The following is a 24926-nucleotide window of genomic DNA, read 5'->3' as shown; positions in this document are numbered from 1 at the left end:
CCTTGACAATCACGGCACAGGTGACACGATGTCGCATCGAGGAGGACTCGATGAGCGACGAACACCCACCGCCGGTCCGGCAGACGCCGAGCGGGCGGCGCACCGGTGTGAACCTCGACGAGACGTCAAAGAAGATCATTGAGCTGCTGCAGGCGGACGGGCGCCGTTCGTACGCGGCGCTCGGCAAGGCCGTCGGCCTGTCGGAGGCGGCGGTGCGCCAGCGGGTGCAGCGGCTGCTCGAAGCCGGCGTGATGCAGATCGTCGCGGTCACCGACCCGCTGTCCCTGGGCTTCCCACGGCAGGCGATGATCGGCGTCAAGTGCGAGGGCGACCTCACCGCGGTCGCGGACGCGCTGGCCGCGATCGACGAGATCGACTACGTCGTCATCACCGCCGGGTCCTTCGACCTGCTCGCCGAGCTCGTCTGCGAGAACGACGACCACCTCCTCGAACTTCTGGGCCGCATCCGGGCCGTACCGACCGTCACCAGCACCGAGAGCTTCGTCTACCTCAAACTGCGCAAGCAGATCTACTCCTGGGGAACGCGATGACCCAGCGTAAGGAGGCTGAGCGGCCCATGACCACACAGGATTCGGCAAAACGCCATCTGTGGCTGCACTTCACCCGGATGTCGGCGTACAAGGACAGCGAGGTTCCGGTCATCGTGCGCGGTGAGGGCCCGTACGTCTACGACGACCGGGGCCGTCGCTACCTCGACGGGCTGTCCGGCCTGTTCGTCTCCCAGCTCGGCCACGGCCGGACCGAGCTCGCCGAGGCCGCGGGCCGCCAGGCCGGCGAGCTGGCCTACTTCCCGCTCTGGTCCTACGCCCACCCGAACGCCGTCGAGCTGGCCGAGCGCCTGGCCGGCCTCGCGCCCGGCGACCTGAACCGGGTGTTCTTCACCACCAGCGGGTCCGAGGCCGTCGAGTCGGCGTTCAAGCTCGCCCGCAACTACTTCAAGCTGGTCGGGCAGCCGGAGCGCTACAAGGTGATCAGCCGGGACATCGCCTACCACGGCACGTCGATGGGCGCGCTGTCGATCACCGGCCTGGCCGGCATCAAGCCGCCGTTCGAACCGCTCGTGCCCGGATCCGTACGCGTGCCGAACACCAACTTCTACCGCGCGCCCGAGCACGGCGACTCGCTGGAGCGGTTCGGGCAGTGGGCGGCGGACGAGATCGAGCGGGCCATCGAGCGCGAGGGGCCCGAGACGGTGGCCGCGGTGTACCTGGAGCCGGTGCAGAACTCCGGCGGCTGCTTCCCGCCGCCGCCCGGCTACTTCCAGCGGGTCCGCGAGATCTGCGACCGGCACGGCGTGCTGCTCGTCTCCGACGAGGTGATCTGCGCGTTCGGTCGGCTCGGCCACTACTTCGGCGCCGACCGGTACGGCTACCGGCCCGACATCATCACCTTCGCCAAGGGCCTGACCTCCGGCTACTCGCCGCTGGGCGGCATGCTCGTCGACGACCGGCTGATGGAGCCGTTCAACGAAGGAACCGCGACGTTCCTGCACGGCATCACCTTCGCCGGGCACCCGGTCTCGACGGCCGTGGCCCTGGCCAACCTGGAGGTGTTCGAGAAGGAGAAGGTCCTCGAGAACGTCCGCGCGAACGAGGCCGGTTTCCGCTCCACCCTCGAACGGCTGAACGACCTGCCCATCGTCGGCGACGTACGCGGCGACGGCTACTTCTACGGCATCGAGCTCGTGAAGGACAAGACCACCAAGCTGACCTTCGACGACGACGAGTCCGAACGGCTGCTGCGCGGGTTCCTGTCGCCGGCGCTGTTCGACGCGGGCCTGGTCTGCCGGGCCGACGACCGCGGCGACCCGGTCATCCAGCTTGCCCCGCCGCTGATCTGCGGCCAGGAGCACTTCGACGAGATCGAACGGATCCTGCGGTCGGTGCTGACGGAGGCGTGGACGCGGGTCTGATGGCCTCGGGGCTGTCCGGCACGGAGCGCACGCGGCATCGGCGGCTGCGCGACCAGGGCCGCACCGACCGTGCGGCCCTGTTCGCCGTGCTGCGCGCCGGATTCGTCTGCCATCTGGGCGTCATCGTCGACGGCGCGCCGATGGTCGTGCCGACGGTGTACGGCTTCGACGACTCCTTCCTGTACTTCCACGGGTCGGTCGCCAGCCGGAGCCTGGCGGGCGGGCGGACGGTGTGCGTGACGGTGACGCACGTGGACGGGCTGGTGCTGGCCCGCTCGGTGTTCGAGCACGGGGTCAACTACCGCAGCGCGATGGTGTACGGCCTGCCGCGCGCACTGTCCGGGGAGGCCAAAGTGGAGGGGCTGCGCGTGCTGACCGAGCACGCGGCGCCCGGCCAGTGGGACTACGCGCGGCGACCGAGCCGTAAGGAGCTCGCCGCCACAGTGATCTTCGCCCTGCCCCTGGACGAGGCGTCGGTGAAGGTCGCGGAGGGACCGCCGGCGGACGGCGACGGCCCGGACGCCTCGCTGGGGCTGTGGGCCGGGGTCGTGCCGCTGGAGGTCGTCTCCCGTCCGCCCGTACCCGACCCGGCGCTTCCGGACGGCCTCCCGGCGCCCGCCCACATCGCCGGCCTGCTCCCTCCGGGCGCAGGCCGGGAACCGATGTGACCGGGCTCGACGTTCACGGCCACGCGCCCAGTGCGATCCGCGCGGCGTGCTCGAGTTCGGTCCTGCGTACGCCGTCGCGGGCCGCCTGCGCGATTCCGCTCAGCGTCGACATCGTGTAGCGGGCCAACGCCTGTGCGTCGGTGTCGGCGGGAAGCTCACCGGAGCTCAGGTCGGCGCGGATCTTGTCGGCGAACGCGGCGACCTTGGCCTCCCGGATGCGCCGCAACCGCGTCGCCACCGTGACGTCGGCGGTGCCGGCGTCGCCACTGATGATGAGGCATCCGGTCGGCAGGCCGCGACGGCTGTAACGGGTCGGCGCCTCGGCGAAGACGCGTGTGGCCGCCTCCTTGGCGGTGCGCTCCTCGGCCAGGGCCGCGTCGATGAACCCGCCGTACTTCTCGTCGTACACGCGGAGGACCTCGGCGAAGAACGTCCGCTTGTCGCCGAAGGCGTTGTAGATGCTCGGAGCACCGATCCCGAGCTCCTCGCTGAGATCCCGTACCGAGGTGCCCTCGTAGCCCCGCCGCCAGAACAGCCGGATCGCCTTGTCCAGGACCGCGTCCCGGTCGAAGGAGGAGGGACGTCCACGCGTCGTCGCCATGAGCCCATTTTATAGCGCCCGTTAGACAATATGCTACGGTTCGTTTTGTAACGGCCGTTAGATAAAGGAGTGCTCATGGGATCGCTGACGGGTAAGACGGCGTTGGTCACCGGTGCGGGCCGGGGAATCGGCCGGGCGATCGCGCTTCGGCTGGCTCGCGACGGCGCGCGAGTCGGCGTGCACTACGGCAGCAGCGCCGAAGCCGCCGAACGGACCGTCGGGACGATCCGCGACGGCGGTGGCCATGCCTTCGCGATCCAGGCTCGGCTCGGGATCCCGGGTGACGCCGAGACGGTGTGGACGGCGTTCGACGAACACGCCGACGGGGTGGACGTCCTAGTCAACAACGCGGGCGTCCTGGGCGGGCGGATCCCCTTCGCCGAGGTCGACGAGGCGCGCTATGACGAGGTCTTCGCGGTCAACACCAAGGCGGCGTTCTTCCTCGCCCAGCATGGCCTGTCGCGGCTGCGCGACGGCGGCCGGATCATCAATGTCTCCACCCGGTTCACCCACGGCGCGCGACTCCCGGAGCTGATGGCGTACGCGATGTCGAAGGCCGCGGTCGACTCGCTGACGGCGTCCCTGGCCAAGGAACTCGGACCGCGCGCGATCACGGTCAACGCCGTCGGCCCCGGCGCGACCGACACCGACATGAACACCGCGAGGCTCGCGACGGAGGAGGGCCGCGCCGCGATCGCCGCTCTGTCTCCGCTGAACCGCGTCGCGCAGCCGGACGACATCGCCGACGTCGTCGCCTTTCTCGCCTCGGAAGACGCACGATGGGTGACCGGGCAGTGGATCGACGCGAGTGGCGGGTCGATGCTCTGATGCCCGTCCCGGTCCTGATCATCGGGTTCGCGATCTTCGCCCAGGGCACCAGCGAACTGATGCTCGCCGGCCTGCTGCCGGAACTCGCCGCCGATCTCCACGTCACGATCTCGCAGGCAGGGCTGCTGATCTCCGGATTCGCGCTCGGCATGCTCATCGGCGCGCCCACCCTGGCCATCGTCACGCTGCGCTGGCCGCGCAAACGGGCCATGACCGCCTTCCTGGCGATCTTCGTCCTCGCGCACGTGGTCGGCGCGCTGACCTCGAGCTACGCCGTGCTGTTCGCCGCCCGATTCGTCGGCGCATTCGTCTATGCCGGATTCTGGGCCGTCGGTGGAAGCACTGCCATGGCACTCGTCCCACCCGACCGGCGCGGACGCGTGATGAGCATCGTCGCCGGCGGTCTCACCGTCGCCACCGTGATCGGGCTGCCCGCCGGCACCTGGATCGGCCAGCACCTCGGCTGGCGAGGAGCGTTCTGGTGCGTCGCCGCGCTCGCCGCCCTGGCCATCCTCGCCGTGCTCGCCAAGGTGCCCGACCTCCGCCCCACGACCACGCCGCGAGTGCGCGAAGAGCTGCGCGGGCTCGCCCCGCCGAGGCTGTGGCTGTCGTACGCCATGACGGCGGTCTCCACCGCCGCGCTACTGGGTACGTTCTCCTACCTGGGCGCGATGCTCGTCGACACGACCGGCCTCGATGCCGCCTGGGTGCCCGGCGTCCTGCTCGTGTACGGCATCGGTGCACTGCTCGGCATGGCGGTCGGTGGCCGCGCCGCCGACACTCGGCCCCTCGGCGTCCTCGCCGCCGGCTTCACCGGGCTGCTGGTCATCTCGGTCATGCTCGGGCTCGCCGCACCGCATGCCGTGGCCGTTGTGATCTTGGTGTTGCTGCTGGGACTGGCCGGGTTCGGCACCAACCCGGCGCTCAACTCACGGGTGTTCGGAATCGCCCCGGCGGCACCGACACTGGCGGTCGCGGGGAACACCTCGGCGTTCAACATCGGCATCAGCGTCGGCCCGTGGCTCGGCGGGACGGCGCTCACCGCGGGGCTCGGCTACCCGGCGGTGGCCTGGATCGGCGCATGCCTCGCCGGCGTCGCACTGGCACTGCTGGCCATCGAGACGACCATCACACGGGCTCATCGCTCCCGAGTGCCGCACGGAGAGCGGCGACCGTGCGCCGCCGTCTGACCCACGGCCGAGCGGTCAGCGGGCAGGGCGCAGATCGGGAACCGACCCCGGGCGGTTGAGCAGCAGGTACCCGTCCTGCTGCCGGACCACCGCATAGCCCTCGCGCCGCAGCAGGCTCACCCGGTCGCGCTGAGCCTGCAGCGAGGGGAACGGAAAGTCCAGAGCCGCCACGTCGGCCACCACCCACGGCGCCCAGCGCGGCCGGTCGTCCCACAACAGCACCCGCGTACGGCCGCTCAGCTGCGGGCCCACCCCGTTGGGCGCCTCGACCAGCGCGCCGTCCGGGATGGCCGGCAGGATCGCGGCCACGGCCCTGGCCCGCGCGTCGCGCCGGTAGAAGCCGCGCTCGGCGAACTTGGCGAAGGCGAAGTGCGGGACCACCGCCAGCGTCGCGGCCAGGGCGGCCACCGGCCACACGTGCTCGGCCCGCAGCCGCGGCAGCAGCCGCCCGAGGCGGGCCGCGCCGTCGACGCCCGCCGCGACGAGGAGGGCGGCCAGCGCGACGTTGTAGTGGAACCGCGGCTCCCACCAGTGCCCGAACCGGCTCGACAGCATCCGCTCGGCCAGCAGCGGCAGCACCGCCAGCGTGATCGGTGACAGGAGCGGAAGCAGCAGCAGCGGGGCCACCAGCCACAGCATCGTCGTCACCTTGACGTGCGGGGTGACCAGGAGCCGGCCGACGGTCCACGGATGCGTGAGCGCACCGGAGGCCGCGTGCGGCAGATCGCGGCCGAGCGCGTCGTACGCCCAGTAGTAGTCGGCCGAGCCGCCGAAGGCCGGGATCAGCACCCGTGAGGCGAGCCACGTCCAGAACACCCCGGCCACGACGAGAAAGGCCGCACGTCTCCGTTCGCCCGGCCGGGTCAGCAGGTACAGCCCGAAGCCGGCGACCAGCAGGCCCATGTCCTCCTTCACCAGCAGCAGAGCGCCGGCCGCCGCCGCGCTCTGCCACCGCCGGCCGGCCTCGTGGCGTTCGAGCACGAGCATCGACAGGACCGGCGCGAACGCCATCTCGTGGAAGTCGAACGCCAGCGTCTCGGCCACCGGCCACGCCAGCGCGTACACGGCGGAGACGCAGTACGCCGGCCCGCTCCCGAGCCGCCGCCGCGTGAACGCCCAGAGCGGGACGATCGTCAGCGCCAGCAGCACCGACTGGGCGACGAGGAGGGTCTGCGGCCCGTCGTGGATCCAGTACAGCGGGGCGAGCAGCGCGAGGATCGGCGAGAAGTGGTCGCCGAGCACGTTGAACTGCGCGCCGAACCCGTTGTGCACGCCCTTGACGATCGCGACGGGCAGGTGCATACGGCTGTAGGACCGTACCGCCTGGTCGAAGATCACCAGGTCGTACGTCGTGGTGCGGAAGGCCCAGAACCGTACGAGGGCGTACACCGAGTAGACGGCCGCCACCACCACGGTGAGGGCCCCGACCGCCACCGCCTGGCGGCGGGGCGTCCCGGTGCGCGGTTCGGTGGCCTCGGCGAGCATCAGCCGAGCGCCTCGCGCAGACGCTTGGCGTACTCGCGCGCCTCGTCGTCGGAGGCGTACTTGGTGCGCGGCCAGAAGAACCCGCGCAGGCCGTCCTTGCGGTTGCGCGGCACGACATGGGTGTGCAGGTGCGGCACGCTCTGGCTGACCCGGTTGTTCATCGCGACGAACGACCCGGCGGCCCCCAGCACGGTCTCCATCGCCTCGGCGAGCCGCTGGGCGGCGCCGAAGTAGGGGGCCAGCAGCTCGGGCGGCAGGTCGGGCAGGGTCTCGTAGTGCTCCCGCGGCACGAGCAGCGTGTGCCCCTTGAACAGGGGCCGGGTGTCGAGGAAGGCCACGGCGGGCCCGTCGTCGTCCAGCACGACGTGGGCGGGTCGCCTCCCCGCGACGATCTCGCAGAACGCGCAGTCCATGGTGGCATTCTTCCGCTTACGTTGGTCTTACGTGACGCCGGTAGAGTCCAGGGTCGTGCAGTTGGAGCAGGTCGCGTTCCGCTACCGGCGACGCGCGCCATGGGTACTCCGCGATGTGACGCTGACCGTACCCCGTGGGCGGCTCGTCGAGGTCAGTGGGGCCAACGGAGCGGGCAAGTCGACGCTGCTGCGGCTGCTGGCCGGAGTGGTCCCCCCGGTGCGCGGCCAGGTGTCGGACCGGCCGCCGCGCATCGGGTACGCCCCGGAGATCTTCCCGGCCGCCCAGCCCTTCACCGCGGGCGCCTACCTGGGCCACATGGCGCGGATCCGGGGCGTCGACGAGTCCACGGTCGGAAAATGGGCGGCGCGCCTGGGCTTCTCCGGCCTGCTCGGCACCCGGCTGCCCGACCTGTCCAAGGGCAGCGCCCACAAGGCGGGCCTGATCCAGGCACTGATCGCCGAACCGCAACTCCTGGTGCTGGACGAACCCTTCGCGGGCCTGGACTCCGAGACCCGCGCGGCGCTGCCGTCGATCCTGTCCGGCCTCACCGCGGAGGGCACGTCCGTGGTCGTGAGCGATCACCAGGGCGACCTGCGAAAACTCCCGGACGTCGTCCGGTGGCGGGTGTCAGGCCACACGGTGACGGTGGGAGACATACCGGACGAACACACGGTCGTGGAGGTCACCGTACGCTCCGACGAGGCCGACGCCCTGGTCGAACGCCTGACCGCCGACGGCTACCACGCCCGCCGCCGATGACCGCCCGCCTCGACCGCCGCCGGTCGCCGCTCGCCGCCCCGCCGCTCCCCCTACGACGGTCGATGGTCGCCGTGATGCGCTACCAGCTCAGCGGGTACGTGCGGTCGGTGCGTGCGCTGCATCCGGTGCTCGCGCTGGCGTTGCTGCTGGCCATCATGTTCTCCAGCCCGGTGGGCGGCACACCGGCCGAAGTGCGGCAGGGAACGGTGAACGCCATCGCCGACGCGGCCGTGCTGGTCTTCCCGATCTGCGCCTGGGCGGCGCGTGGCCTCCTCGACACCGAACCGGACGTCCAGCGGTACGTGTCCGCGGTCACCGCGGGCCGCCGGCGGGCCCTCATCGCCGGCCTGCTGTCGGCGTACGTCTTCAGCGTCGTACTCGCGCTGATCGCCCCGATCTACCTGCTGGCCATGGCCGCCGGTTCCGGGCTGGGCGTCCAGGCCATGCTGGTCTGCGCCGCGCTGTCCCCTCTGTCGGCGCTGGGCGCGACCGCGGTGGGGGCGCTGACCAGCCGCGCCGTCATCCCGTCGACGGGCACCTCGATCCTCGTCCTGCTGGGCATCTGCGCCCTCAACCTGATCTTCGGCATGACGGGGCTGCGCTTCCTGGCGGTCCCGATGATCGACTGGATGCGGTCAGCCGGCCACGGCCCCGCCGACCTCACACACGCCTTCCCGGACCTGGCCGCACGCACCCTCGCCTGGACCGCGATCGCCATCGCCTTGTACGTCCGACTACGCCGCACCCGCCCCTGACCGCCACCCCCGCCCGCCGCACACACTCTCGGCTGGACCCGATCGCGGTCACCCTGCATGTCTGGCTGCGCCGCACCCGCCCATGACCGCCACCCCCGCCCGCCGCACACACTCTCGGCTGGACCCGATCGCGGTCACCCTGCATGTCTGGCTGCGCCGCACCCGCCCATGACCGCCCCCTGCGCCGCACCTGCCCATGATCGCGACCGCCGTCAGCTGTCGGAGCGGAGGCGTTCGATCTCGGATGCCAGACGGTCCAGGAAGGCGTCCACTTCCGCCTGGCGGTAGCCGGGCCGCATCCGGGTCGCCGCGAACACCGACTTCTTCACCACCGACGCGCGGGCGGTCCCCTCGCGGAGGGCGGTGATCGTCGCGTTGAGGAAGTCGTCGACCTCCTGCTCGTCATACCCCGGGGCGACCCGCGTCGTCCTGAACTGCACGTTTCGCACCAGGCCGACGAGCCGGTCCACCTCACCGGACGCCATGCGGTTGCCGCCGGCCTTGTCCTCCAGCGTGCGGATGTACTCCTCGAGCGCCTCGTCCACGGTCTTCATCCGGTATCCGCGCACCGCCCGCCCGAACTTCGCGGCGTTGACCTCATCGGCCGTCACCGGCGGCGCGTACAGCGGACGCCGGCCGAGCGTCCCCTCGATCCGGCCGATGAGCGCGTCCACCTGAGCGGGACTGTAGCCGCGGAGGGCACGCGGAAAGTCTGGCATCTGATCATTGTTTCCGATCTCCGCCGGACAGGCGATGCACGAACAGGCGATACGTCATGGCCGTATCCGGCCTGCGGCCCGGGTCGGACTCCTCGGCCCCCACCCGAGGCACGGGATCGGCCTGACTTCGGACCCACCCGAGATACAGGATCGACCTCCTCCAGCCCCACCCGCCGTACAAGATCGGCTTTCCTCGGGTCCAACCGCCGTACAGGATCGGCCGTCCCCTGACCCGCCCGCGAGACAGGACCGGCCTCCCCGGGCTCACCCCCCATACAAGATCAGCCGTCCCCTGACCCGCCCGCGAGACAGGACCGGCCTCCCCGGGCTCACCCCCCACACAAGACCAGCCGCCCCCCGACCCGTGCGCGAGACAGGATCGGCCTTTCTCGGATCTGTCCGAGGGCGAGGATCTGCCTGCTCGAACCCGCCCGAGGTACGGGATCAGCCTCCGCCAGCCCCACCTGCAGCGCAGGAGTCGTCCTCCTACCGAGTACGAGATCGGCCTTCTCGAATCACGTTCGAGGCGCGGGGATCGATCTCCTGGACGCTCGCCTGCGGCAGACGATCGGCTCTCTCGGGGCCCGCCTCGCCGAGGACCGGTGCCGGGGCACCGGAGTGCCTTGTGCCCTATCCCTGTTGGGACCGCAGCGGGGCTTCCTGGGGCATCGCCGCGAGCTGACCGCAGGCTCCGTCGATCTCCTGGCCACGCGTGTCGCGTACGGTGACCGGCACGCCGTGTGCCTCCAGATGCCGGACGAACTCGGTCTGGACGGTGGGCCGTGAGGCGGTCCACTTCGAGCCGGGCGTCGGGTTGAGCGGGATCAGGTTGACGTGCACGGGATGGCCCTTGATGAGCCGCCCCAGCAGGTCGGCGCGCCAGGCCTGGTCGTTGATGTCGCGGATGAGGGCGTACTCGATGGAGACGCGCCGCCGGGTGCGGTCGGCGTAGGCCCAGGCGGCGTCGAGGACCTCGGCGACCTTCCAGCGCGTGTTGATGGGGACGAGTTCGTCCCGCAGTTCGTCGTCGGGTGCGTGCAGCGACACCGCGAGGCGCACCTTCAGGTCGAGGTCGGTGAGCCGCCCGATCGCGGGGACGAGACCGACCGTCGAGACGGTGATGTTGCGCTGGGAGATGCCGAGCCCTGCCGGGCTGGGGTCGCTGAACCGGTGGATCGCCCGGACCACGTTGTTGAACGACGCGAGCGGCTCGCCCATCCCCATGAAGACGATGTTGCTGACCCGTCCGGCGCCGCCGGGAATCTGGCCTCGGGCCAGCGCACGGGCGCCGGCGACCACCTGCTCGACGATCTCGGCCGTCGACAGGTTACGGGTGAGCCCCGCCTGTCCGGTCGCGCAGAACGGACAGTTCATACCGCAGCCCGCCTGCGAGGACACGCACATCGTCACGCGGTCGGGGTACCGCATCAGCACCGACTCGATCAACGTGCCGTCGAACGCCTTCCACAGCGTCTTACGGGTCATGCCCTCGTCGCAGACCTGATCACGCACCGAGGTGAGCAGGGACGGCATCAGCTCGGCGACGAGACGGTCCCGAACCGCGGCCGGCAGGTCGGTCATGTCAGCCGGATCGTCGACCAGCCGACCGAAATAGTGCCGGGACAGTTGGTCGGCACGGAACGGCTTCTCATCGAGTGCCGCGACGGCCTCCCGGCGCTCGTCCGGGGACAGGTCTGCGAGATGCCGGGGCGGCTTGGCCCGCCGCGGAGCGGCGAAGGTGAGCTGAGCGGACATGTTCGTACCAGTGTGGCAGACGCCCGGGAGAGCTTTGACCGCACGTCAGTCACCGGCGGCACCTCCGCCCGGCACGGCCCCGCATGAAACGGTGTCACCAGCACCGACACCCGCCCCGCGAGGAAGCGACCGGCAGCCTCCGACAGCTGCGGGGAACCGGCGCATGTCCGAAGTCGACGCATACCCCGAACAGGTGCACACCCCGGCCGGACTCGAAGAGAGGCCGGCTCAAACCGGCGCGGACCCACCCAGACGCTGCCACGCCCCGACGCAGACCCGACGGGCAGGCGCGGATCCGACCAGGCGGGCGCAGTCCCGACCAGGGGCAGGCCCGACCAGGCGCGGACCGCCCAGCCAGGGGCAGGCCCGACCAGGCGCGGACCGCCCAGCCAGGGGCAGGCCCGACCAGGCGCGGACCGCCCAGCCAGGGGCAGGCCCGACCAGGCGCGGACCGCCCAGCCAGGGGCAGGCCCGACCGGGCTCGGACCGCTCAGGCGCGGACCGTCCAGGCGCAGGCCCGGCCAACGCAGGCATGGACCCGACCAGGCAGAGCCTTCAACCGGCACAACCAGTCAGGCCCCGAATGGACCCGAACAGGCGTGGTGCCGAACCGGCGCGTCCCAATCAGGAACCCCCGGACCGGCACGAATTCGGGCCGGCATGTGCGTCTCAGGGGCCGGTTTGGACAAGAGGGTGTTCTGTCGGCAGGTCGTGGCTCCGCTCGGGCTCCGGAATCACTACAGTCCCTTCCTATGCCGGTATTGCGTAGAACGCCGCGGGAGGCGCGGGTCCTGCTCAGTGACACGAGTCCCTACGGAAGCCGTGTCCTCGACGTTGAGTACGACCAGGTCGCCACGGCGGCGTACCTGCGCACCAGTGACGGGGAGACCGTCGCGGCCAGTTGGGTCGCCAATCACCAGGAGGCGCCGTACCACGCGGATCTGGCGCGGCTCAACGCCGGCCTGGTGCCCGCGCTGCCCAGCGGCCGTACGAAACACCCCAAGGGGCGGCCGCCGCTCGACCCCCGGACGCTGGAGGTCGTGTGGTTCGAGGAGGGTGACGGGGTCGCGCTGATGGAGGCCGGGCAGCCGCTGTGCGTCATCCCCGGCTGGTCCGACATGGACCGCGGCATCCCCGGATACGCGCGGGAGGCGATCGGCCGGAGCCCGTTCGCGTTCGCGCTGGACGATGAGATCGACGAGCTCGGTCCGCGGATACTGCAGGCCGAGGCGTTCTGGAGCTGGCGGCGTGGATCGGGCGCCTGGGAGGCCTTCCAGCAGTCACTGCTCGGCCATCTCCTGAGCCGCCTCGGACCGGGCGGCTACTACTGGCATGACATCGGCCGCCAGCCGAGCCGTACGGAGAACGGGTCGCAGCCCGCCACACCCGCGCCACGGCCCGCCGTACCCGCCACTCCGGCGACCACCACGCCGCCACGGCGCGAGCCGGTCGTGGGTGTCTCCGAGCGCCCGGCGCGCGGCGACCGGTCGTACAACGTGCTGTCGACCGTCGGCATGAGCTGCCAGCGGATGCCCACGGTCGAGCTCTACGAGGACAATGTGGGCGAACACGCCCGTATCGAACTCGCGGTCGCCACGACGCTGCCCAGCGTGCAGGCGGGACGGGTCTTCCCGTGGCTGGCGCAGTATCCATGGCAGGCCGTCACCTCCTTCGCGCCGGGCGACAACGTGAAGTGGTATCACGAGGCTCGGACATTCCCGCTCGGCCCGAAGTGGGAGGGCGTCCTCCTGCTCGACAATCCGAACCGTCTCGAAGGGCCGAACGCTCCCGACCTGACGGCGTTCTCATTCGGCGGCGACCCGGTGCAGTGGCTGTGGATCGTCCCGATCACCGAGGCGGAGCGGCAGTACGGCAAGCAGGAGGGTCCGGACGCCCTCATCGAACGCCTCGCCCGCCAGGGCCGCAGCTGGATCGTGGGCGAATAGCCGAACCGCGGGCCGCCTCCCGGCCCGTACGACACGCCGGGCGGCACCGATCGGCCGCCCGGCGTCACAGGTCTACGCGGGCGGCACGAACACCTGGAACAGCAGCCAGACCACCGGAACGGTGGCCAGCAGGGAGTCGAGGCGGTCCATGACTCCGCCGTGTTCGGGCAGGAGGCTGCCCATGTCCTTGATCCCCAGGTCCCGCTTGATCACCGACTCGATCAGGTCGCCCAGAGTCGCCGAGCAGACCGCGGCCACGCCGACGATGACGCCCTGCCACCAGTGGCCGTGCAGCAGCCACGGCAGCAGGAACCCTCCGACGACCATGCAGGTCAGCGCCGATCCACTGACGCCCTCCCACGTCTTCTTCGGGCTGATCGTGGGGGCCAGCTTGTGGTTGCCGAGGAAGGAACCGGCGAAGAATCCGCCGATGTCGCTGGCGACCGTGACCGCGATGAAGATCAGTACGCGGTCGGCGCCGTCCGGAGCGGCCAGCAGGAGCACGACGAACCCGGCGAGGAACCAGATGTACGCCGTGGCGAAGACACCCGCCGTCGCGTCACGGACGTAGCCGTCCTGGCCCTGGGGCAGCCGCCAGAGCAGGACGGCGAGGGCGGTCAGGCCGAAGCCCGCGACCAGCGCGGTCGTACCCCAGAAGTAGGTGCAGAGCAGCGTCGCGAGCCCGCCGACCATGACCGGCACCCACGGGATCCGGATGCCACGCGAGGCGAACGCCCGGATGAACTCCCAGACGGCGACGCCCAGGAAGACGACGACGACGCCGAGGAAGATCTCTTTGATCGTGTAGAGCGACAGCAGCACCACGGCGCCCAGCCCCACACCGACCGCGACGGCGATGGGGAGGTTACGGCTGGATCCGCGCTTCTTCTTGCCCGTGTCCGCCTGCTCCTCCGGGATCTCCGGTGCCGGCATAGGGGCTTGTTCGAGTCCCACTAGACCTCGAGCAGCTCGGCCTTCTTGTGCTCGAGCAACTCGTCGATCTTGGCGACGTGCTTGTGCGTGAAGTCGTCGAGATCCTTCTCCGCGCGGTGCACCTCGTCCTCGCCCGCGTCACCGGCCTTGGCGAGTTTGTCCAAGGCGTCCTTGGCGTGACGGCGGATGTTGCGGATCGAGACCCGCGCCTCCTCCGCCTTGTGCCCGGCCACCTTGATGAACTCCTTGCGGCGCTCCTCCGACAGCTCGGGGAAGACCACACGGATGATCTTCCCGTCGTTGCCCGGGTTGACACCCAGGTCGCTCTCGCGGATGGCCTTCTCGATCGCGTTCATCGACGAGGCGTCGTACGGCTGGACGATGACCATGCGCGGCTCGGGAAGCTGGAACGACGCCAGCTGGTTGATGGGCGTCTGCGTCCCGTAGTACTCCGCGGTGATCTTGTTGAACATCGCGGGCGTGACCCGGCCGGTACGGATACTGGTGAAGTCTTCCTTGGCGACCGTGACGGCCTTGTCCATCTTCTCCTCGGCCTCGAGGAGGATTTCGTCGATCACCTTAGGCTCCTGTATTTCAACTGTCCGCCGGACATACCAATGTGCCGATCTTTTCACCACGTACGGCACGCACGATGTTGCCTTGTCCCATCAGGTCGAAGACCACAATAGGCAGGCCGTTGTCCATGCACAGGCTGATCGCGGTGGCGTCCATGACCTTGAGCCCGCGCTGCAGCACCTCGCCGTACTCCAGCCGGTCGAACCGGAAGGCGTCCGGGTTCTTCTTCGGGTCGGCGTCGTACACGCCGTCGACCTGCGTGCCCTTGAGCACCGCGTCGGCGGAGATCTCCAGGGCCCGCTGGGCGGCGGCGGTGTCGGTGGAGAAGAACGGCTGGCCGATCCCCGCTCCGAAGATGACCACGCGGCCCTTCTCGAGGTGGCGGATGGCGCGCCGCGGGATGTACGGCTCGGCCACCTGGCCCATGGTGATCGCGGTCTGCACCCGCGTCTCGACCTCGAGCTTCTCCAGGAAATCCTGCAGAGCCAGGCAGTTGATCACGGTGCCGAGCATGCCCATGTAGTCGCCACGGGCGCGGTCCATGCCGCGGGCCGACATCTGCGCGCCGCGGAACATGTTCCCGCCGCCGCAGACGACGGCGACCTGGACCCCTTCGCGCGTGACCTCGGCGATCGCCTTGGCGATGTGCTGCACGATCGCCGGGTCGATGCCGAGCCCCTCACCGCCGGCGAACGCCTCGCCGGACAGCTTCAGAAGGACACGTTTCCAGCCGTGGGACTGGGACGACGGAGCCGCCGTCGTGTCGGTCGGTTCTTTCTCCTGCACGGCGGCGGCTCCCTCGTCTCTCGTTCTGTCTTCGGCGACCCTCAGGCCTGTCCGACCTTGAACCGGGCAAAGCGCTTGACGCTCACGCCGGACTCCTGGAGGACCTTAGCGATCGTCTTCTTGGGGTCCTTCACGAAGGGCTGCTCGAGAAGGACGAAGTCCTTGAAGTAGGACCGTACGCGTCCCTCGACGATCTTCGGAATCGCCTGCTCGGGCTTGCCCTCCTCACGCGTGATCTGCTCCGCGAGGGCCCGCTCCTTGGCGACGACGTCCTCGGGAACGTCGTCGTTGCTGAGGTACTTCGGCGACATCGCGGCGATCTGCTGCGCGATGTCCTTGGCGACCTCGGCGTTCTCGGTGTCCAGCTCGACCAGCACGCCGGTGGTCGGCGGCAGGGACGGGTCGGACTTGTGGAGGTAGCTGGCCACGTAGCCGCCCGTGAAGTGGGCGAAGCGGCGCAGCTCGAGCTTCTCACCGATCTTGGCGCTGTTGTTGTCGATCAGCTGCTGAACGGTGATGCCCGGCTCGATCTCCGCGCCGAGCAGCGCCGGCACGTCCGCCGCGTCGGTGTTCGCGACGAACGCGGCGATCTGGTCGGCCAGCGCGATGAACTGCTCGTTCTTCGCGACGAAGTCGGTCTCGCAGTTGAGCTCGATCAGCGTGCCGTCGTTGTCGCCCTTGAAGTGCTGGGCGACCAGGCCGTTGCCGGCGGTGCGCTCGGCGCGCTTGCCGACGTCCTTGGCGCCCTTGAGACGCAGGAGCTCGACGGCCTTGTCGAAGTCGCCCTCCGCCTCGGTGAGGGCGTTCTTACACGCCATCATGCCTGAGCCGGTGAGCTCACGTAGCCGCTTGACGTCGGCGGCGGTGAAGTTCGCCATTGTGGTCTGTCTCTTTCGTCTTCGGTTGTCGGCCGGCCGTCAGGCTTCCTGGGCGGGCTGCGCTTCCGCCGTCTCAGCCTGCGCCTCAGCCGGGGCCTCAGCGGGAGCCTCGGCCGGAGCCTGGGCTTCGGCCGGGGTCTCAGCCGGGGCCTGGGCTTCGGCCGGGGCCTGGGCTTCGGCCGGGGCCTGGGCTTCGGCCGGGGCCTGGGCTTCGGCCGGGGCCTGGGCTTCGGCCGCGTCGGCCTCGGCCTTCTTCTCCAGCAGCTCGCGCTCCCACTCCGGCAGGGGCTCCTCGGCTCCCACGGAGGCCGGCTTCTCGTCGCCGGAGGCGGAGGCGCCCGCACGGGCGATCAGACCGTCGGCGACGGCGTCGGCGACCACGCGGGTGAGCAGGCTGACGCTGCGGATGGCGTCGTCGTTACCCGGGATCGGGTAGTCGACCTCGTCCGGGTCGCAGTTGGTGTCGAGGATCGCGACGACCGGGATGCCGAGCTTGCGCGCCTCGTTGACGGCGATGTGCTCCTTCTTGGTGTCGCAGATCCACACCGCGCTGGGCACACGCGCCATGTCCCGGATGCCGCCGAGAGTGCGCTCGAGCTTGTCCTTCTCACGCTTGCGCATGAGGAGCTCTTTCTTGGTCAGACCCGAACCCGCGACGTCGTCGTAGTCGAGCTCCTCGAGCTCCTTCAGGCGCGTCAGGCGCTTGTGGACGGTCGAGAAGTTGGTGAGCATGCCGCCCAGCCAGCGCTGGTTGACGAAGGGCATGCCGACGCGCTGCGCCTGCTCGGAGATCGACTCCTGCGCCTGCTTCTTGGTGCCGACGAACAGGATCGTGCCGCCGTGCGCGACCGTCTCCTTGATGAAGTCGTAGGCGCGGTCGATGTAGGACAGCGACTGCTGCAGGTCGATGATGTAGATGCCGTTGCGCTCGGTGAAGATGAAACGCTTCATCTTCGGGTTCCAGCGCCGGGTCTGATGCCCGAAGTGCACGCCGCTCTCGAGCAGCTGCTTCATGGTAACGACGGGTGCCATGCCCGTTCCGCTCCTGTCTGGCCCATTTCGGGCCGGTCTCGGTTGTCTTGCGCCCGTGCGTGCCCCTGCCGTGACTGCCGTCACGGACCGAGAGGGCCGCCCCACCGTTCGCCGATGGCCGGCGGGCGCGCGAATTCGGTCATGCGACCGTTCAGTCAGTGTACCGGCGGTGCGCCCCTGGCGTGGAATCAGCGGGAGTTATCCACATCGGAGCGGAGGCTCTGGTGGCGGGCGCCGGGCCAACGCAGGCTGTGGCGGCATGACGTGGAGCGGATTGCTACTGGTGATCACGACGCTGCTGCCCTCCGGTCCCGCCGATGACGCCGGCGGGACGACGTGGCGGTGGCCGCTGCGCCCGGCGCCCGAGGTCCTACGGCCGTACGATCCTCCGGCGCACCCGTGGGAGCCCGGTCACCGGGGCGTCGACCTGGCGGCCCGCCCGGGACAGGCGGTGTACGCGGCCGGGCCCGGCCGGGTGGGTTACGCACGAGACCTGGCGGGGCGAGGGGTGGTCACCGTGATCCACGGCGGCTTGCGCACGACTTACCTGCCCGTACGTGCGACGGTGCGGCCTGGACGTGCGGTGACGGCGGGGACGCGCATCGGCGTGGTGGAGGGCGCGCTCGGCCACTGCGGTCAGGTCGCGTGCCTGCACTGGGGGCTTCGGCGGGGGCTCTCGTATCTGGACCCGCTGATCCTCGTGGGCCGATCCCCCGTACGCCTTCTGCCCTGGTGGGACGACGAGCCTGAACGCCGAGTTATCCACAGTCCGTACACCCTCTACCACTGAGCGTGATCTTCCGGCAGTTTCGATGGTCGGAGGTGAGGACATGCGCGCGAAAGACGTGCTCGGACGGCTCGGAGAGGACGCCGCCGTCCGGCATCTGATGGGGCTCGGCTGGACGATCATCGAGCGCAACTGGCGATGCCCGGAGGGCGAGCTCGACATCGTGGCCCATGACGGATCCGGCCTGGTGGTCTGCGAGGTGAAGACGCGCTCACGGGCGGCGTACGGCACTCCGCTGGAGGCGATCACGCCGGCCAAGGCGGAGCGGTTGCGACGGCTCGCGATGCGGTGGCTGGCGTCGCACGGCATCAGCCAGGCCGCCGCCGTCCGCATCGATGTGATCGGGCTCTTACGCGCCGGGCCCGGGCGGTTCGACGTCGACCATCTCAAGGCGGTGTGCTGAATGGCGCTCGCCCGCACCAGAGCCGTCGCCCTCCTCGGGGTGGACGGCCAGATCGTCGACGTCGAGGCCGCCATCACCAACGGCGTGCCCGGCCTGCATCTGGTCGGCCTCCCGGACACCGCGCTCAGCGAGGCGCGCGACCGCGTACGGGCGGCCATCTTCAACAGTGGGGAGACGTGGCCCAACCGTCACGTCACCGTGAGTCTGTTCCCGGCCAGCATGCCCAAGCGCGGCAGCGGGTTCGACCTGGCCATCTCCGTGGCGGTGCTCGGCGCGAACGAAGCCGTGCCCATCGAGGCCTGCGCGGGCCTCGTGATGATCGGCGAGTTGGGTCTCGACGGCCGTATCCGGCCCGTGTCCGGCGTGTTGCCGGCGGTCCTGACCGCGGCCGAGAGCGGAGCCGAGACGGTGATCGTGGCGAAGGGCAACGTCTCGGAGGCATCGCTCGTGCCGGACGTGAAGGTGGTCGGCGTGGGCTCGCTCCGTGCCCTGCTGGCGCTGCTGCGCGACCTGCCACCGCCCGAAGAGCCCGAGGACGAGGCCGCCGACCTGACGAGCCGCGCACCGGCCGACGTGCTGGCGTCACGGGCCGGGGCCCGGCGTGGCGACCTCGACCTCGCGGACGTCCGCGGGCAGCCGGTGGGGCGCAAGGTGCTGGAGATCAGCGCGGCGGGCGGTCACCACGTGTGCTTCACCGGCCCGCCGGGCTGCGGCAAGACGATGCTGGCCGAACGGCTCCCCACGCTGCTGCCCGACCTCGACCACGGCGCGGCGCTGGAGGTGACGGCGATCCACTCGGTCGCCGGCACGCTTCCGGCGGACCAGCCGCTGATCACCAGGCCGCCGTTCCAGGCACCGCATCACACGGCGTCACGAGCGGCCCTGGTCGGCGGCGGCGCCGGGCGGCTGATCCGGCCGGGGGCCGCCTCGCTCGCGCACCGGGGCATCCTCTTCCTGGACGAGAGCCCGGAGTTCGGCGGCGGCGTCCTGGACGCGTTACGGCAGCCCCTCGAAGGGGGCGAGGTCGTGATCGCCAGGTCGGGCGCGACGGCCCGTTTCCCGGCCAGGTTCACGATGCTCCTGGCCGCGAACCCGTGCCCCTGCGCGGCTCCGAGGTTCCGAGACTGCAGCTGCGCCCCTTCCGTACGCCGGCGCTACCTCGCGCGCATGTCCGGGCCGCTGCTCGACCGCGTCGACCTCAAGTCCGAGCTGGAAGAGGTGACCAGAGCCGAACTCCGCTACGACCTGACTCTCGCCGAGTCCAGCGAGGTGGTGGCCGAACGGGTGCTCACGGCACGGGAACGCACGAGAAGACGCCTGGCCGACACCCCCTGGCGCACGAACGCGGAGATCCCCGGCCGCGAACTACGCCGTCGCTTCGCCCCACCGCACGCCGCCCTCGCAGCCCTCGACCGCCCGTTGGCCGACGGCCGCCTGAGCGCGAGAGGCCTCGACCGAGTGGTCCGCGTCGCCTGGACCCTCACCGATCTACGCGGCAAGGAGACCCCTACCGCCGACGAGGTCAACGAGGCCCTCGGCCTCTGGGAAGGCCGCACTTGACCCCACCCACCATCACCATCGACCAGCCGGCCCTCCCCCGACGGCCCCCGATGACCCGACACCGGCGAGCACCCGCCCCTTGCGCACACTCGACGTACGCCCTCGGGCCGACGACGACATCCCCACGGCCAAGCGGCATCACGTCCGACGGCGCGGTGCCCAGCGGCGAGCGTCCGACGGCACGGTGCCCGCCACCACGATGGCCGACAGCCGGGCCTGACAGCGCAGCATCCGACGGCACGCTGGCCGGCGGCACGGAGACCGACGGCCGCGTTCAGCATCCAGACGAAGGAGAGCTCTGATGACCGTCCCTGCTCAAGAGCGGTTGGCGCGGGCGTTGTTGACCGCTGTGGCGGAGCCCGGTGATGAGCGCTTAGGCCGCCTGGTCGGCCTGGCAGGAGCCCAAGGCGCGATCGAGGCGATACGGGCCGGTGAAGCGCCCGACGGCGACGACGAGACCGAACTCCGACGGCGGTTCCCCGCCTGGCGCGCCCGGCTGTCCGAGGCCGACCCCGAACGCCTTCTGGCCGGCTGCGAAGAGCAGGGCGGGCGGCTGCTCTGCCCGGGTGACGCCGAGTGGCCGTCCCAGCTCGACGATCTCGGGGCGGCCCGGCCGTACGCGCTGTGGGTCCTCGGGGACCAGGATCTGCGGTTCGGCTGCCTGCGTTCGGTCGCGCTGGTCGGTGCCCGTGCCGCATCGCCGTACGGAGTGCACGTCGCCGCCGAGATGGCGGCCGAACTGGCGGACAACGGCTGGACCGTGGTCAGCGGCGGCGCCTACGGGATCGATGCCGCCGCGCATCGTGGTGCGCTCAGCGGCGACGGGACCACGGTGGCGGTGTTCGCCTGTGGAGTGGATGTGACCTACCCGAGTTCGCATTCGGCGCTGTTCGCGGAGATCGCCCAGAGCGGGCTGCTGGTGAGCGAGCTCGCGCCTGGAGCGACGCCGACCCGTCCGCGTTTTCTGATCCGGAACAGAGTGATCGCGGCGTTGACCCGCGGCACGGTGGTGGTCGAGGCGGCCCAGCGCAGCGGCGCCATCAGTACGGCTCGCCATGCCCGTGACCTCGGGCGTGCGGTCATGGTGGTGCCCGGGCCGGTCACGTCACCGACGTCGGCCGGCTGCCACACGATCCTGCGCGAATGGGCGGAGGCCGTCTGCGTCACTGACACCGCCGACGTACTCGACCGGGTCGGGCTGATCGGCGATGACCTCGCACCGGTACGCCGAGGCCCGGTGCTCGACCGTGATCAGCTCGGCCCGGCGGCGCGGGATGTCCTCGAAGCGCTTCCGGCGCGGGGCGGAGCGGGCGCCGCTCGCATCGCGGTGACCGCCGGCGTCGACCTCGACACCGCGCTCACCTGCCTCGGCGCGCTCGCCGCGGGCGGATTCGTCGAACGCTGCGCGAAAGGGTGGAGGCTGCGCCGTGACTCATCCCGGCCATGAGGAGAAGATGTCAGCCTTCGGGGAGCTCCAGGTCGCTCTTGGCGAGCTCTTCGACGTTGACGTCCTTGAAGGTGACCACGCGGACGCTCTTGACGAAGCGGGCAGGGCGGTACATGTCCCAGACCCAGGCGTCCTGCATCGTGACCTCGAAGAAGACCTCACCGTTGTCCGTGCTGCGCACCTGCAGGTCGACCGTGTTGGTCAGGTAGAAGCGGCGCTCGGTCTCCACGACGTACGCGAACAGGCCGACGACGTCGCGGTACTCCCGATAGAGCTGGAGCTCCATCTCGGTCTCGTATTTCTCGAGATCCTCTGCGCTCATGGCCGTTCCCCTCCCCGTACTACCGACTCAGGCGACATCCGCCCGGCCGGCGGTGCGTTCGTACTTTGACGCGTCCCAGTCGGTTTCCCCGGTGACCGGAGCATCCTCCTCCTCCGCCGAGCCCGTGACCACGCAAGTCTCTTCGATCTCCCCGTTCGCCGCGCGTGCCACGTTGATGAAAGAACGCCGATGCTCAGGACATGGACCATGCTTTCGAAGCGCCGCCGTGTGCGCTCGTGTCACATATCCCTTGTGTACGGCGAAACCGTACTCCGGATAGCGCTCGTGCAGGTCGATCATGATCCGGTCTCGTGTCACCTTCGCCACGATCGAGGCGGCGGCGACGCAGGCGGCCACCCGGTCGCCCTTGGGCACCGGGAGGCCGGGCGCCACCAGGCCGGGTACCCGGAACCCGTCGGTGAGGACGTAACCCGGCACCATGGTCAGGCCGGCCAGCGCCCTGCGCATGCCGGCGATGTTGCACCGGTGCAGCCCGATCTGGTCGATCTCCTCCTGAGGGATCACCAGCGCGGACCAGGCGGAGGCCGTCTCGGTGATCTCCGCGTAGAGGCGTTCCCGGCGGGCGGCGGTGAGCAACTTGGAGTCCGCCAGTCCTTCGAGCCGCCCGCGGCGTCCCGGCGCCAGCACGACCGCGGCGACGACGAGTGGTCCCGCGCACGCTCCCCGCCCCGCCTCGTCGACCCCTGCGACGGGACCGAGCCCGGCGCGTTCGAGCACCCGCTCGTAGGCGTACAGCCCGGCGTCGCGCCGGGGAGTGAGACCTCGGGGCCGGTGAGCCCGGACATCGATGTGCACATGACGCAGGGTACGTCGCCAACGGCCGAGCCCGCGCTCGAACACCGGCGGGAAAGGACGTCCGAAACCGAGATGGCGCAGGTGAGAAGAGCTGATCGCCCCACCCACGGCGACCGAAAGACCTGGCATATCTTTTTCAGGAAGGCGCAGAAGGAAGTGATCCGTCGTTCGGACCGCGGCCGCACCTCGATTGAACGGCAGTGCGGGCATCAAAGCCACCAGACGTTGACTTGCGCCCCATAAGGGAGGAAAACAACTCTCCGCCCCACAAAGAGACCAGGACCGGCCAAGCCACGCATGCGGTCGGGCCTGCGGCATGGCTTTGAGGATGCCCCGTGCAGGGGCTGCCGGCATTCGGCGGCCGAGTGTGTCGCCGACGGCTTCCCGGCAGGCCGGCTCGACGCGGACCGCCGTCACACGGCCGCGCGGCGGTACGCAGGGGCGGTGAGCAGCCGCTGCGGCACGCCTGACCGGACGGACGTCGCGGCCGGGCCCACGCGCGATCGTCCATCCCGGCGAAGCGGCGCCCAGCACCCGGCGTCCGGCGTCCCGGTACCCCGCGTCCGGCGTCCGGCGTCCGGCGTCCGGCGTCCGGCGTCCCCGCGCCCGGCGCCCGGCGTCCGGCGTCCGACGCCCGGCGTCCGGCGTCCGACGCGGCGAGCTGAGCCGAATGACTCTGTGCGTTACCACCTGTGCGTTACCAAGGGGACGCGGCTGAGGCTGCGCGGCCTCCAAGCAGCACACGGGATGGCTCTAGTCCAGCGAAGGCCCCCCGCGCCATACGGGATCCGGCGCCCGGTCGCCCGGCATCCGGCATCCGGTCGCCCGGCATCCGGCATCCGGTCGCCCGGCATCCGACATCCGGCATCCGACGCGGCGAGCTGAGCCGAAAGACGCTGCGCGCTGCCAAGGGGACACGGCCGAGACAGCGCCCTTCAAACAGCGCACGGGATGGCTCTAGTCCAGCGAAGGGCTCCCGCGCCATACCGGATCCGCCGTGCCTACGACTTCTCTCCGGGCGTCCGTCCGTCACGAGCGGCGGCCGGGTGGCGCGGCTCAACTCGGAGGAGGGAGTCGCCCTGGTTCGGCCGTCGACCGACGACAACAAGGCGAGGCGGCGGGCAACCGGACAGCGGAATCTGCCCGCCCTAACACGCTGTCCAGCAGGACGCGTAAGTCAGCTCGACGCGATCGAGCGACAGGCGGTCACCGGGAGCGGCGGATGCGGAAACGGCGGCGTAGGAGCGTGACCGGTATGGCGCCGATCAGGCCCAGAGCCAGTGGTGTCTCCGGCAGGACGCCGTTCTCCAAGGCCAGCCCCGGGGTGCTGAAGGTCGACGGGATCGGCAGCGTCTTGAGCCGGGACAGCGGCCAGACGACGACGAAGGCTCGGCCGATCACGCGGCTCTCCGGGATCGTGCCGCCGCCCGGGTCGCCGATGTGGCCGCGCGAGTCGTACGACACCTCGCGGTGGTCGCCCATCACCCACAGGTGGCCCGCCGGCACGGTGATTTTGAACTTGCTGTCCGACGGCCGGTTCTGCTCGCCCGTCTGCGGGTCGGTGTAGATGTAGGACGTCTCGACGAGCGGGTGGCCGTTGACGGTCACGTGGCCCTGGGCGTCGCAGCATGCCACGTGGTCGCCCGGCACACCGATGACGCGTTTGATGTAGTCCTTCTCCCCCGGCACGACCCCGAACGCGCTGCCGACGGCGTGGAGCACCTTCGACACCGGGTTCTTCGGCTGGGGGTACTGGACCTCCGGGTCCCAGGAGTCGAGCCCGTTGAAGACGACCACGTCACCGCGCTTGATGTCGCGCGTGTGGTAGACGATCTTGTTGACCAGGACCCGGTCGCCGACCTTGAGGGTGTTCTCCATCGACTGGGACGGGATGTAGAACGCCTGCACGGCGAAGGCCTTGATGACCATGGCCAGGGCGAGCGCCACGACGACGAGGATGGGGAGTTCTTTCCAGAACGACCCCTGCTTCTTCTTCCGCCCCTTGTGTGACGAGTCGTCGTCACCGGAGTCGGCCTCGTCTCCGACCAGGGCCGCATCGTCGGGCGTACCGTTCGGCTCGCGCCCTTCGTGCCTCACGCCGTCCCGGGAGTTCCCGGACAGGTCGTGGCGCGTTTCACCGGAAGTGGGCGCGGGCTCGCGCAGGCCCTGCTCGTCGTCGCTCATCATTGGGAAGCCTAATGCCCTAAGGCCGCACGGGAGGTTATCGGCCGCGTGTCGTCTCCAGCAAGGGCGCCGGAGTCATCCGAATAGAGAACTTCGCCCTGGAACGCCATTGCGCCGTCCCGGACGATTCGCAGTGCCCGTTGTACCCG

Annotated in this window: 25 protein-coding genes and 1 pseudogene; 13 read left to right on the top strand and 13 right to left on the bottom strand. The window is 70.4% G+C overall.

What is annotated here, in order from left to right; all coding sequences use genetic code 11:
- Positions 1 to 50 precede the first annotated feature (50 nt).
- Genes ACQEV1_RS16225 through ACQEV1_RS16215 form a run of 3 tightly spaced genes read left to right on the top strand, consistent with a single transcriptional unit; the run spans position 51 to position 2601 of the window.
- The gene (locus ACQEV1_RS16225; protein ID WP_285569007.1) at positions 51 to 551 is read left to right on the top strand and encodes an Lrp/AsnC family transcriptional regulator; all 501 of its coding nucleotides are present in this window, start codon (positions 51 to 53) and stop codon (positions 549 to 551) included.
- A gap of 26 nt (positions 552 to 577) precedes the next feature.
- Entirely contained in the window at positions 578 to 1933 is a 1356-nt protein-coding gene (locus tag ACQEV1_RS16220) for an aspartate aminotransferase family protein (protein ID WP_433394601.1), read from the top strand.
- On the top strand, positions 1918 to 2601 hold the full coding sequence (locus ACQEV1_RS16215; protein WP_432705523.1) for a pyridoxamine 5'-phosphate oxidase family protein: 684 nt from the start codon (positions 1918 to 1920) through the stop codon (positions 2599 to 2601). The genes ACQEV1_RS16220 and ACQEV1_RS16215 overlap by 16 nt, the downstream gene beginning before the upstream one ends.
- 13 nt (positions 2602 to 2614) lie before the next feature.
- Here ACQEV1_RS16215 and ACQEV1_RS16210 read toward each other — a convergent pair whose 3' ends face one another.
- Positions 2615 to 3202 (bottom strand): TetR/AcrR family transcriptional regulator, encoded by a 588-nt coding sequence (locus tag ACQEV1_RS16210; RefSeq protein WP_433394600.1) that lies wholly within the window; start codon positions 3200 to 3202, stop codon positions 2615 to 2617.
- A 75-nt stretch (positions 3203 to 3277) separates the two neighbouring features.
- On the opposite strand from ACQEV1_RS16210, the gene ACQEV1_RS16205 reads away from it, so the two are divergent.
- The gene (locus ACQEV1_RS16205) at positions 3278 to 4030 is read left to right on the top strand and encodes an SDR family oxidoreductase (RefSeq protein ID WP_433394599.1); all 753 of its coding nucleotides are present in this window, start codon (positions 3278 to 3280) and stop codon (positions 4028 to 4030) included.
- Positions 4030 to 5220: a Cmx/CmrA family chloramphenicol efflux MFS transporter gene (locus tag ACQEV1_RS16200; protein WP_433394598.1), complete on the top strand. Its 1191-nt coding sequence runs from the start codon at positions 4030 to 4032 to the stop codon at positions 5218 to 5220. The genes ACQEV1_RS16205 and ACQEV1_RS16200 overlap by 1 nt, the downstream gene beginning before the upstream one ends.
- Positions 5221 to 5235: 15 nt before the next feature.
- On the opposite strand, the gene ACQEV1_RS16195 is transcribed toward ACQEV1_RS16200, so the two are convergent.
- Entirely contained in the window at positions 5236 to 6705 is a 1470-nt protein-coding gene (locus tag ACQEV1_RS16195) for a DUF2079 domain-containing protein (RefSeq protein ID WP_433394597.1), read from the bottom strand.
- Positions 6705 to 7130: pseudogene (locus tag ACQEV1_RS16190) on the bottom strand (HIT family protein); the annotation flags it as partial. The pseudogene ACQEV1_RS16190 and the gene ACQEV1_RS16195, both read right to left, overlap by 1 nt.
- Positions 7131 to 7173: 43 nt before the next feature.
- On the opposite strand from ACQEV1_RS16190, the gene ACQEV1_RS16185 reads away from it, so the two are divergent.
- Positions 7174 to 7878 carry an ATP-binding cassette domain-containing protein gene (locus ACQEV1_RS16185; RefSeq protein ID WP_433394596.1) on the top strand — a complete coding sequence of 235 codons (705 nt, stop codon included), beginning with the start codon at positions 7174 to 7176 and terminating at the stop codon, positions 7876 to 7878.
- Positions 7875 to 8633, top strand: a complete 759-nt coding sequence (locus ACQEV1_RS16180; protein WP_433394595.1) for a hypothetical protein — start codon at positions 7875 to 7877, stop codon at positions 8631 to 8633. The genes ACQEV1_RS16185 and ACQEV1_RS16180 overlap by 4 nt, the downstream gene beginning before the upstream one ends.
- Positions 8634 to 8845: 212 nt before the next feature.
- On the opposite strand, the gene ACQEV1_RS16175 is transcribed toward ACQEV1_RS16180, so the two are convergent.
- Together ACQEV1_RS16175 and rlmN are read right to left on the bottom strand one after the other, a co-directional pair.
- Positions 8846 to 9352: a DivIVA domain-containing protein gene (locus tag ACQEV1_RS16175; protein WP_285569029.1), complete on the bottom strand. Its 507-nt coding sequence runs from the start codon at positions 9350 to 9352 to the stop codon at positions 8846 to 8848.
- 630 nt (positions 9353 to 9982) lie between these two features.
- On the bottom strand, positions 9983 to 11107 hold the full coding sequence (gene rlmN, locus ACQEV1_RS16170; RefSeq protein WP_433394594.1) for a 23S rRNA (adenine(2503)-C(2))-methyltransferase RlmN: 1125 nt from the start codon (positions 11105 to 11107) through the stop codon (positions 9983 to 9985).
- A gap of 752 nt (positions 11108 to 11859) precedes the next feature.
- Between rlmN and ACQEV1_RS16165 the strand changes: the two genes are divergently transcribed.
- A complete protein-coding gene (locus tag ACQEV1_RS16165) occupies positions 11860 to 13053 on the top strand; it encodes a suppressor of fused domain protein (RefSeq protein WP_285569034.1) in 1194 nt (397 codons plus the stop codon).
- A 72-nt stretch (positions 13054 to 13125) separates the two neighbouring features.
- Here ACQEV1_RS16165 and ACQEV1_RS16160 read toward each other — a convergent pair whose 3' ends face one another.
- Genes ACQEV1_RS16160 through rpsB form a run of 5 tightly spaced genes read right to left on the bottom strand, consistent with a single transcriptional unit; the run spans position 13126 to position 17258 of the window.
- Positions 13126 to 13986: a phosphatidate cytidylyltransferase gene (locus tag ACQEV1_RS16160; protein WP_433394593.1), complete on the bottom strand. Its 861-nt coding sequence runs from the start codon at positions 13984 to 13986 to the stop codon at positions 13126 to 13128.
- Positions 13987 to 14006: 20 nt separating this feature from the next.
- A complete protein-coding gene (frr, locus tag ACQEV1_RS16155; RefSeq protein WP_285569039.1) occupies positions 14007 to 14564 on the bottom strand; it encodes a ribosome recycling factor in 558 nt (185 codons plus the stop codon).
- A 16-nt stretch (positions 14565 to 14580) separates the two neighbouring features.
- Complete coding sequence (gene pyrH / locus ACQEV1_RS16150; RefSeq protein WP_285617684.1) at positions 14581 to 15348, bottom strand: UMP kinase; 768 nt, start codon at positions 15346 to 15348, stop codon at positions 14581 to 14583.
- Between the two features lie 41 nt (positions 15349 to 15389).
- Complete coding sequence (gene tsf, locus ACQEV1_RS16145) at positions 15390 to 16226, bottom strand: translation elongation factor Ts (RefSeq protein ID WP_285569045.1); 837 nt, start codon at positions 16224 to 16226, stop codon at positions 15390 to 15392.
- Between the two features lie 39 nt (positions 16227 to 16265).
- Entirely contained in the window at positions 16266 to 17258 is a 993-nt protein-coding gene (rpsB, locus tag ACQEV1_RS16140) for a 30S ribosomal protein S2 (RefSeq protein ID WP_433394592.1), read from the bottom strand.
- Positions 17259 to 17517: 259 nt separating this feature from the next.
- Here rpsB and ACQEV1_RS16135 point away from each other — a divergent pair, with 259 nt between their 5' ends.
- From ACQEV1_RS16135 to dprA, 5 genes are all read left to right on the top strand, one after another.
- Complete coding sequence (locus tag ACQEV1_RS16135) at positions 17518 to 18048, top strand: murein hydrolase activator EnvC family protein (protein WP_285617687.1); 531 nt, start codon at positions 17518 to 17520, stop codon at positions 18046 to 18048.
- A gap of 40 nt (positions 18049 to 18088) precedes the next feature.
- Complete coding sequence (locus ACQEV1_RS16130; protein WP_285569052.1) at positions 18089 to 18448, top strand: YraN family protein; 360 nt, start codon at positions 18089 to 18091, stop codon at positions 18446 to 18448.
- Complete coding sequence (locus tag ACQEV1_RS16125; protein ID WP_433394591.1) at positions 18449 to 20008, top strand: YifB family Mg chelatase-like AAA ATPase; 1560 nt, start codon at positions 18449 to 18451, stop codon at positions 20006 to 20008. It abuts the gene before it with no gap.
- Positions 20009 to 20087: 79 nt separating this feature from the next.
- Positions 20088 to 20228 carry a hypothetical protein gene (locus ACQEV1_RS16120; RefSeq protein WP_433394590.1) on the top strand — a complete coding sequence of 47 codons (141 nt, stop codon included), beginning with the start codon at positions 20088 to 20090 and terminating at the stop codon, positions 20226 to 20228.
- Between the two features lie 81 nt (positions 20229 to 20309).
- Positions 20310 to 21455 (top strand): DNA-processing protein DprA, encoded by a 1146-nt coding sequence (gene dprA, locus ACQEV1_RS16115; RefSeq protein WP_285617690.1) that lies wholly within the window; start codon positions 20310 to 20312, stop codon positions 21453 to 21455.
- 10 nt (positions 21456 to 21465) lie between these two features.
- Here the strand turns inward: dprA and ACQEV1_RS16110 are convergent, their stop codons facing one another.
- The 3 genes from ACQEV1_RS16110 to lepB all read right to left on the bottom strand — a co-directional run bounded on the left by ACQEV1_RS16110 (position 21466) and on the right by lepB (position 24777).
- Entirely contained in the window at positions 21466 to 21777 is a 312-nt protein-coding gene (locus tag ACQEV1_RS16110; protein WP_285569062.1) for a DUF2469 domain-containing protein, read from the bottom strand.
- Positions 21778 to 21804: 27 nt separating this feature from the next.
- Entirely contained in the window at positions 21805 to 22593 is a 789-nt protein-coding gene (locus ACQEV1_RS16105) for a ribonuclease HII (protein WP_433394589.1), read from the bottom strand.
- Between the two features lie 1206 nt (positions 22594 to 23799).
- Positions 23800 to 24777, bottom strand: coding sequence for a signal peptidase I (gene lepB / locus ACQEV1_RS16100; RefSeq protein WP_285617693.1), 978 nt, complete (start codon positions 24775 to 24777; stop codon positions 23800 to 23802).
- Positions 24778 to 24926 lie beyond the last annotated feature (149 nt).

The organism is Actinoallomurus sp. CA-142502 (genome assembly GCF_050936355.1).
Lineage (GTDB): Bacteria > Actinomycetota > Actinomycetes > Streptosporangiales > Streptosporangiaceae > Actinoallomurus > Actinoallomurus iriomotensis.
Note: the sequence above shows the minus strand (reverse complement) of the source record. Positions and strands in the feature narration are given on the sequence as shown.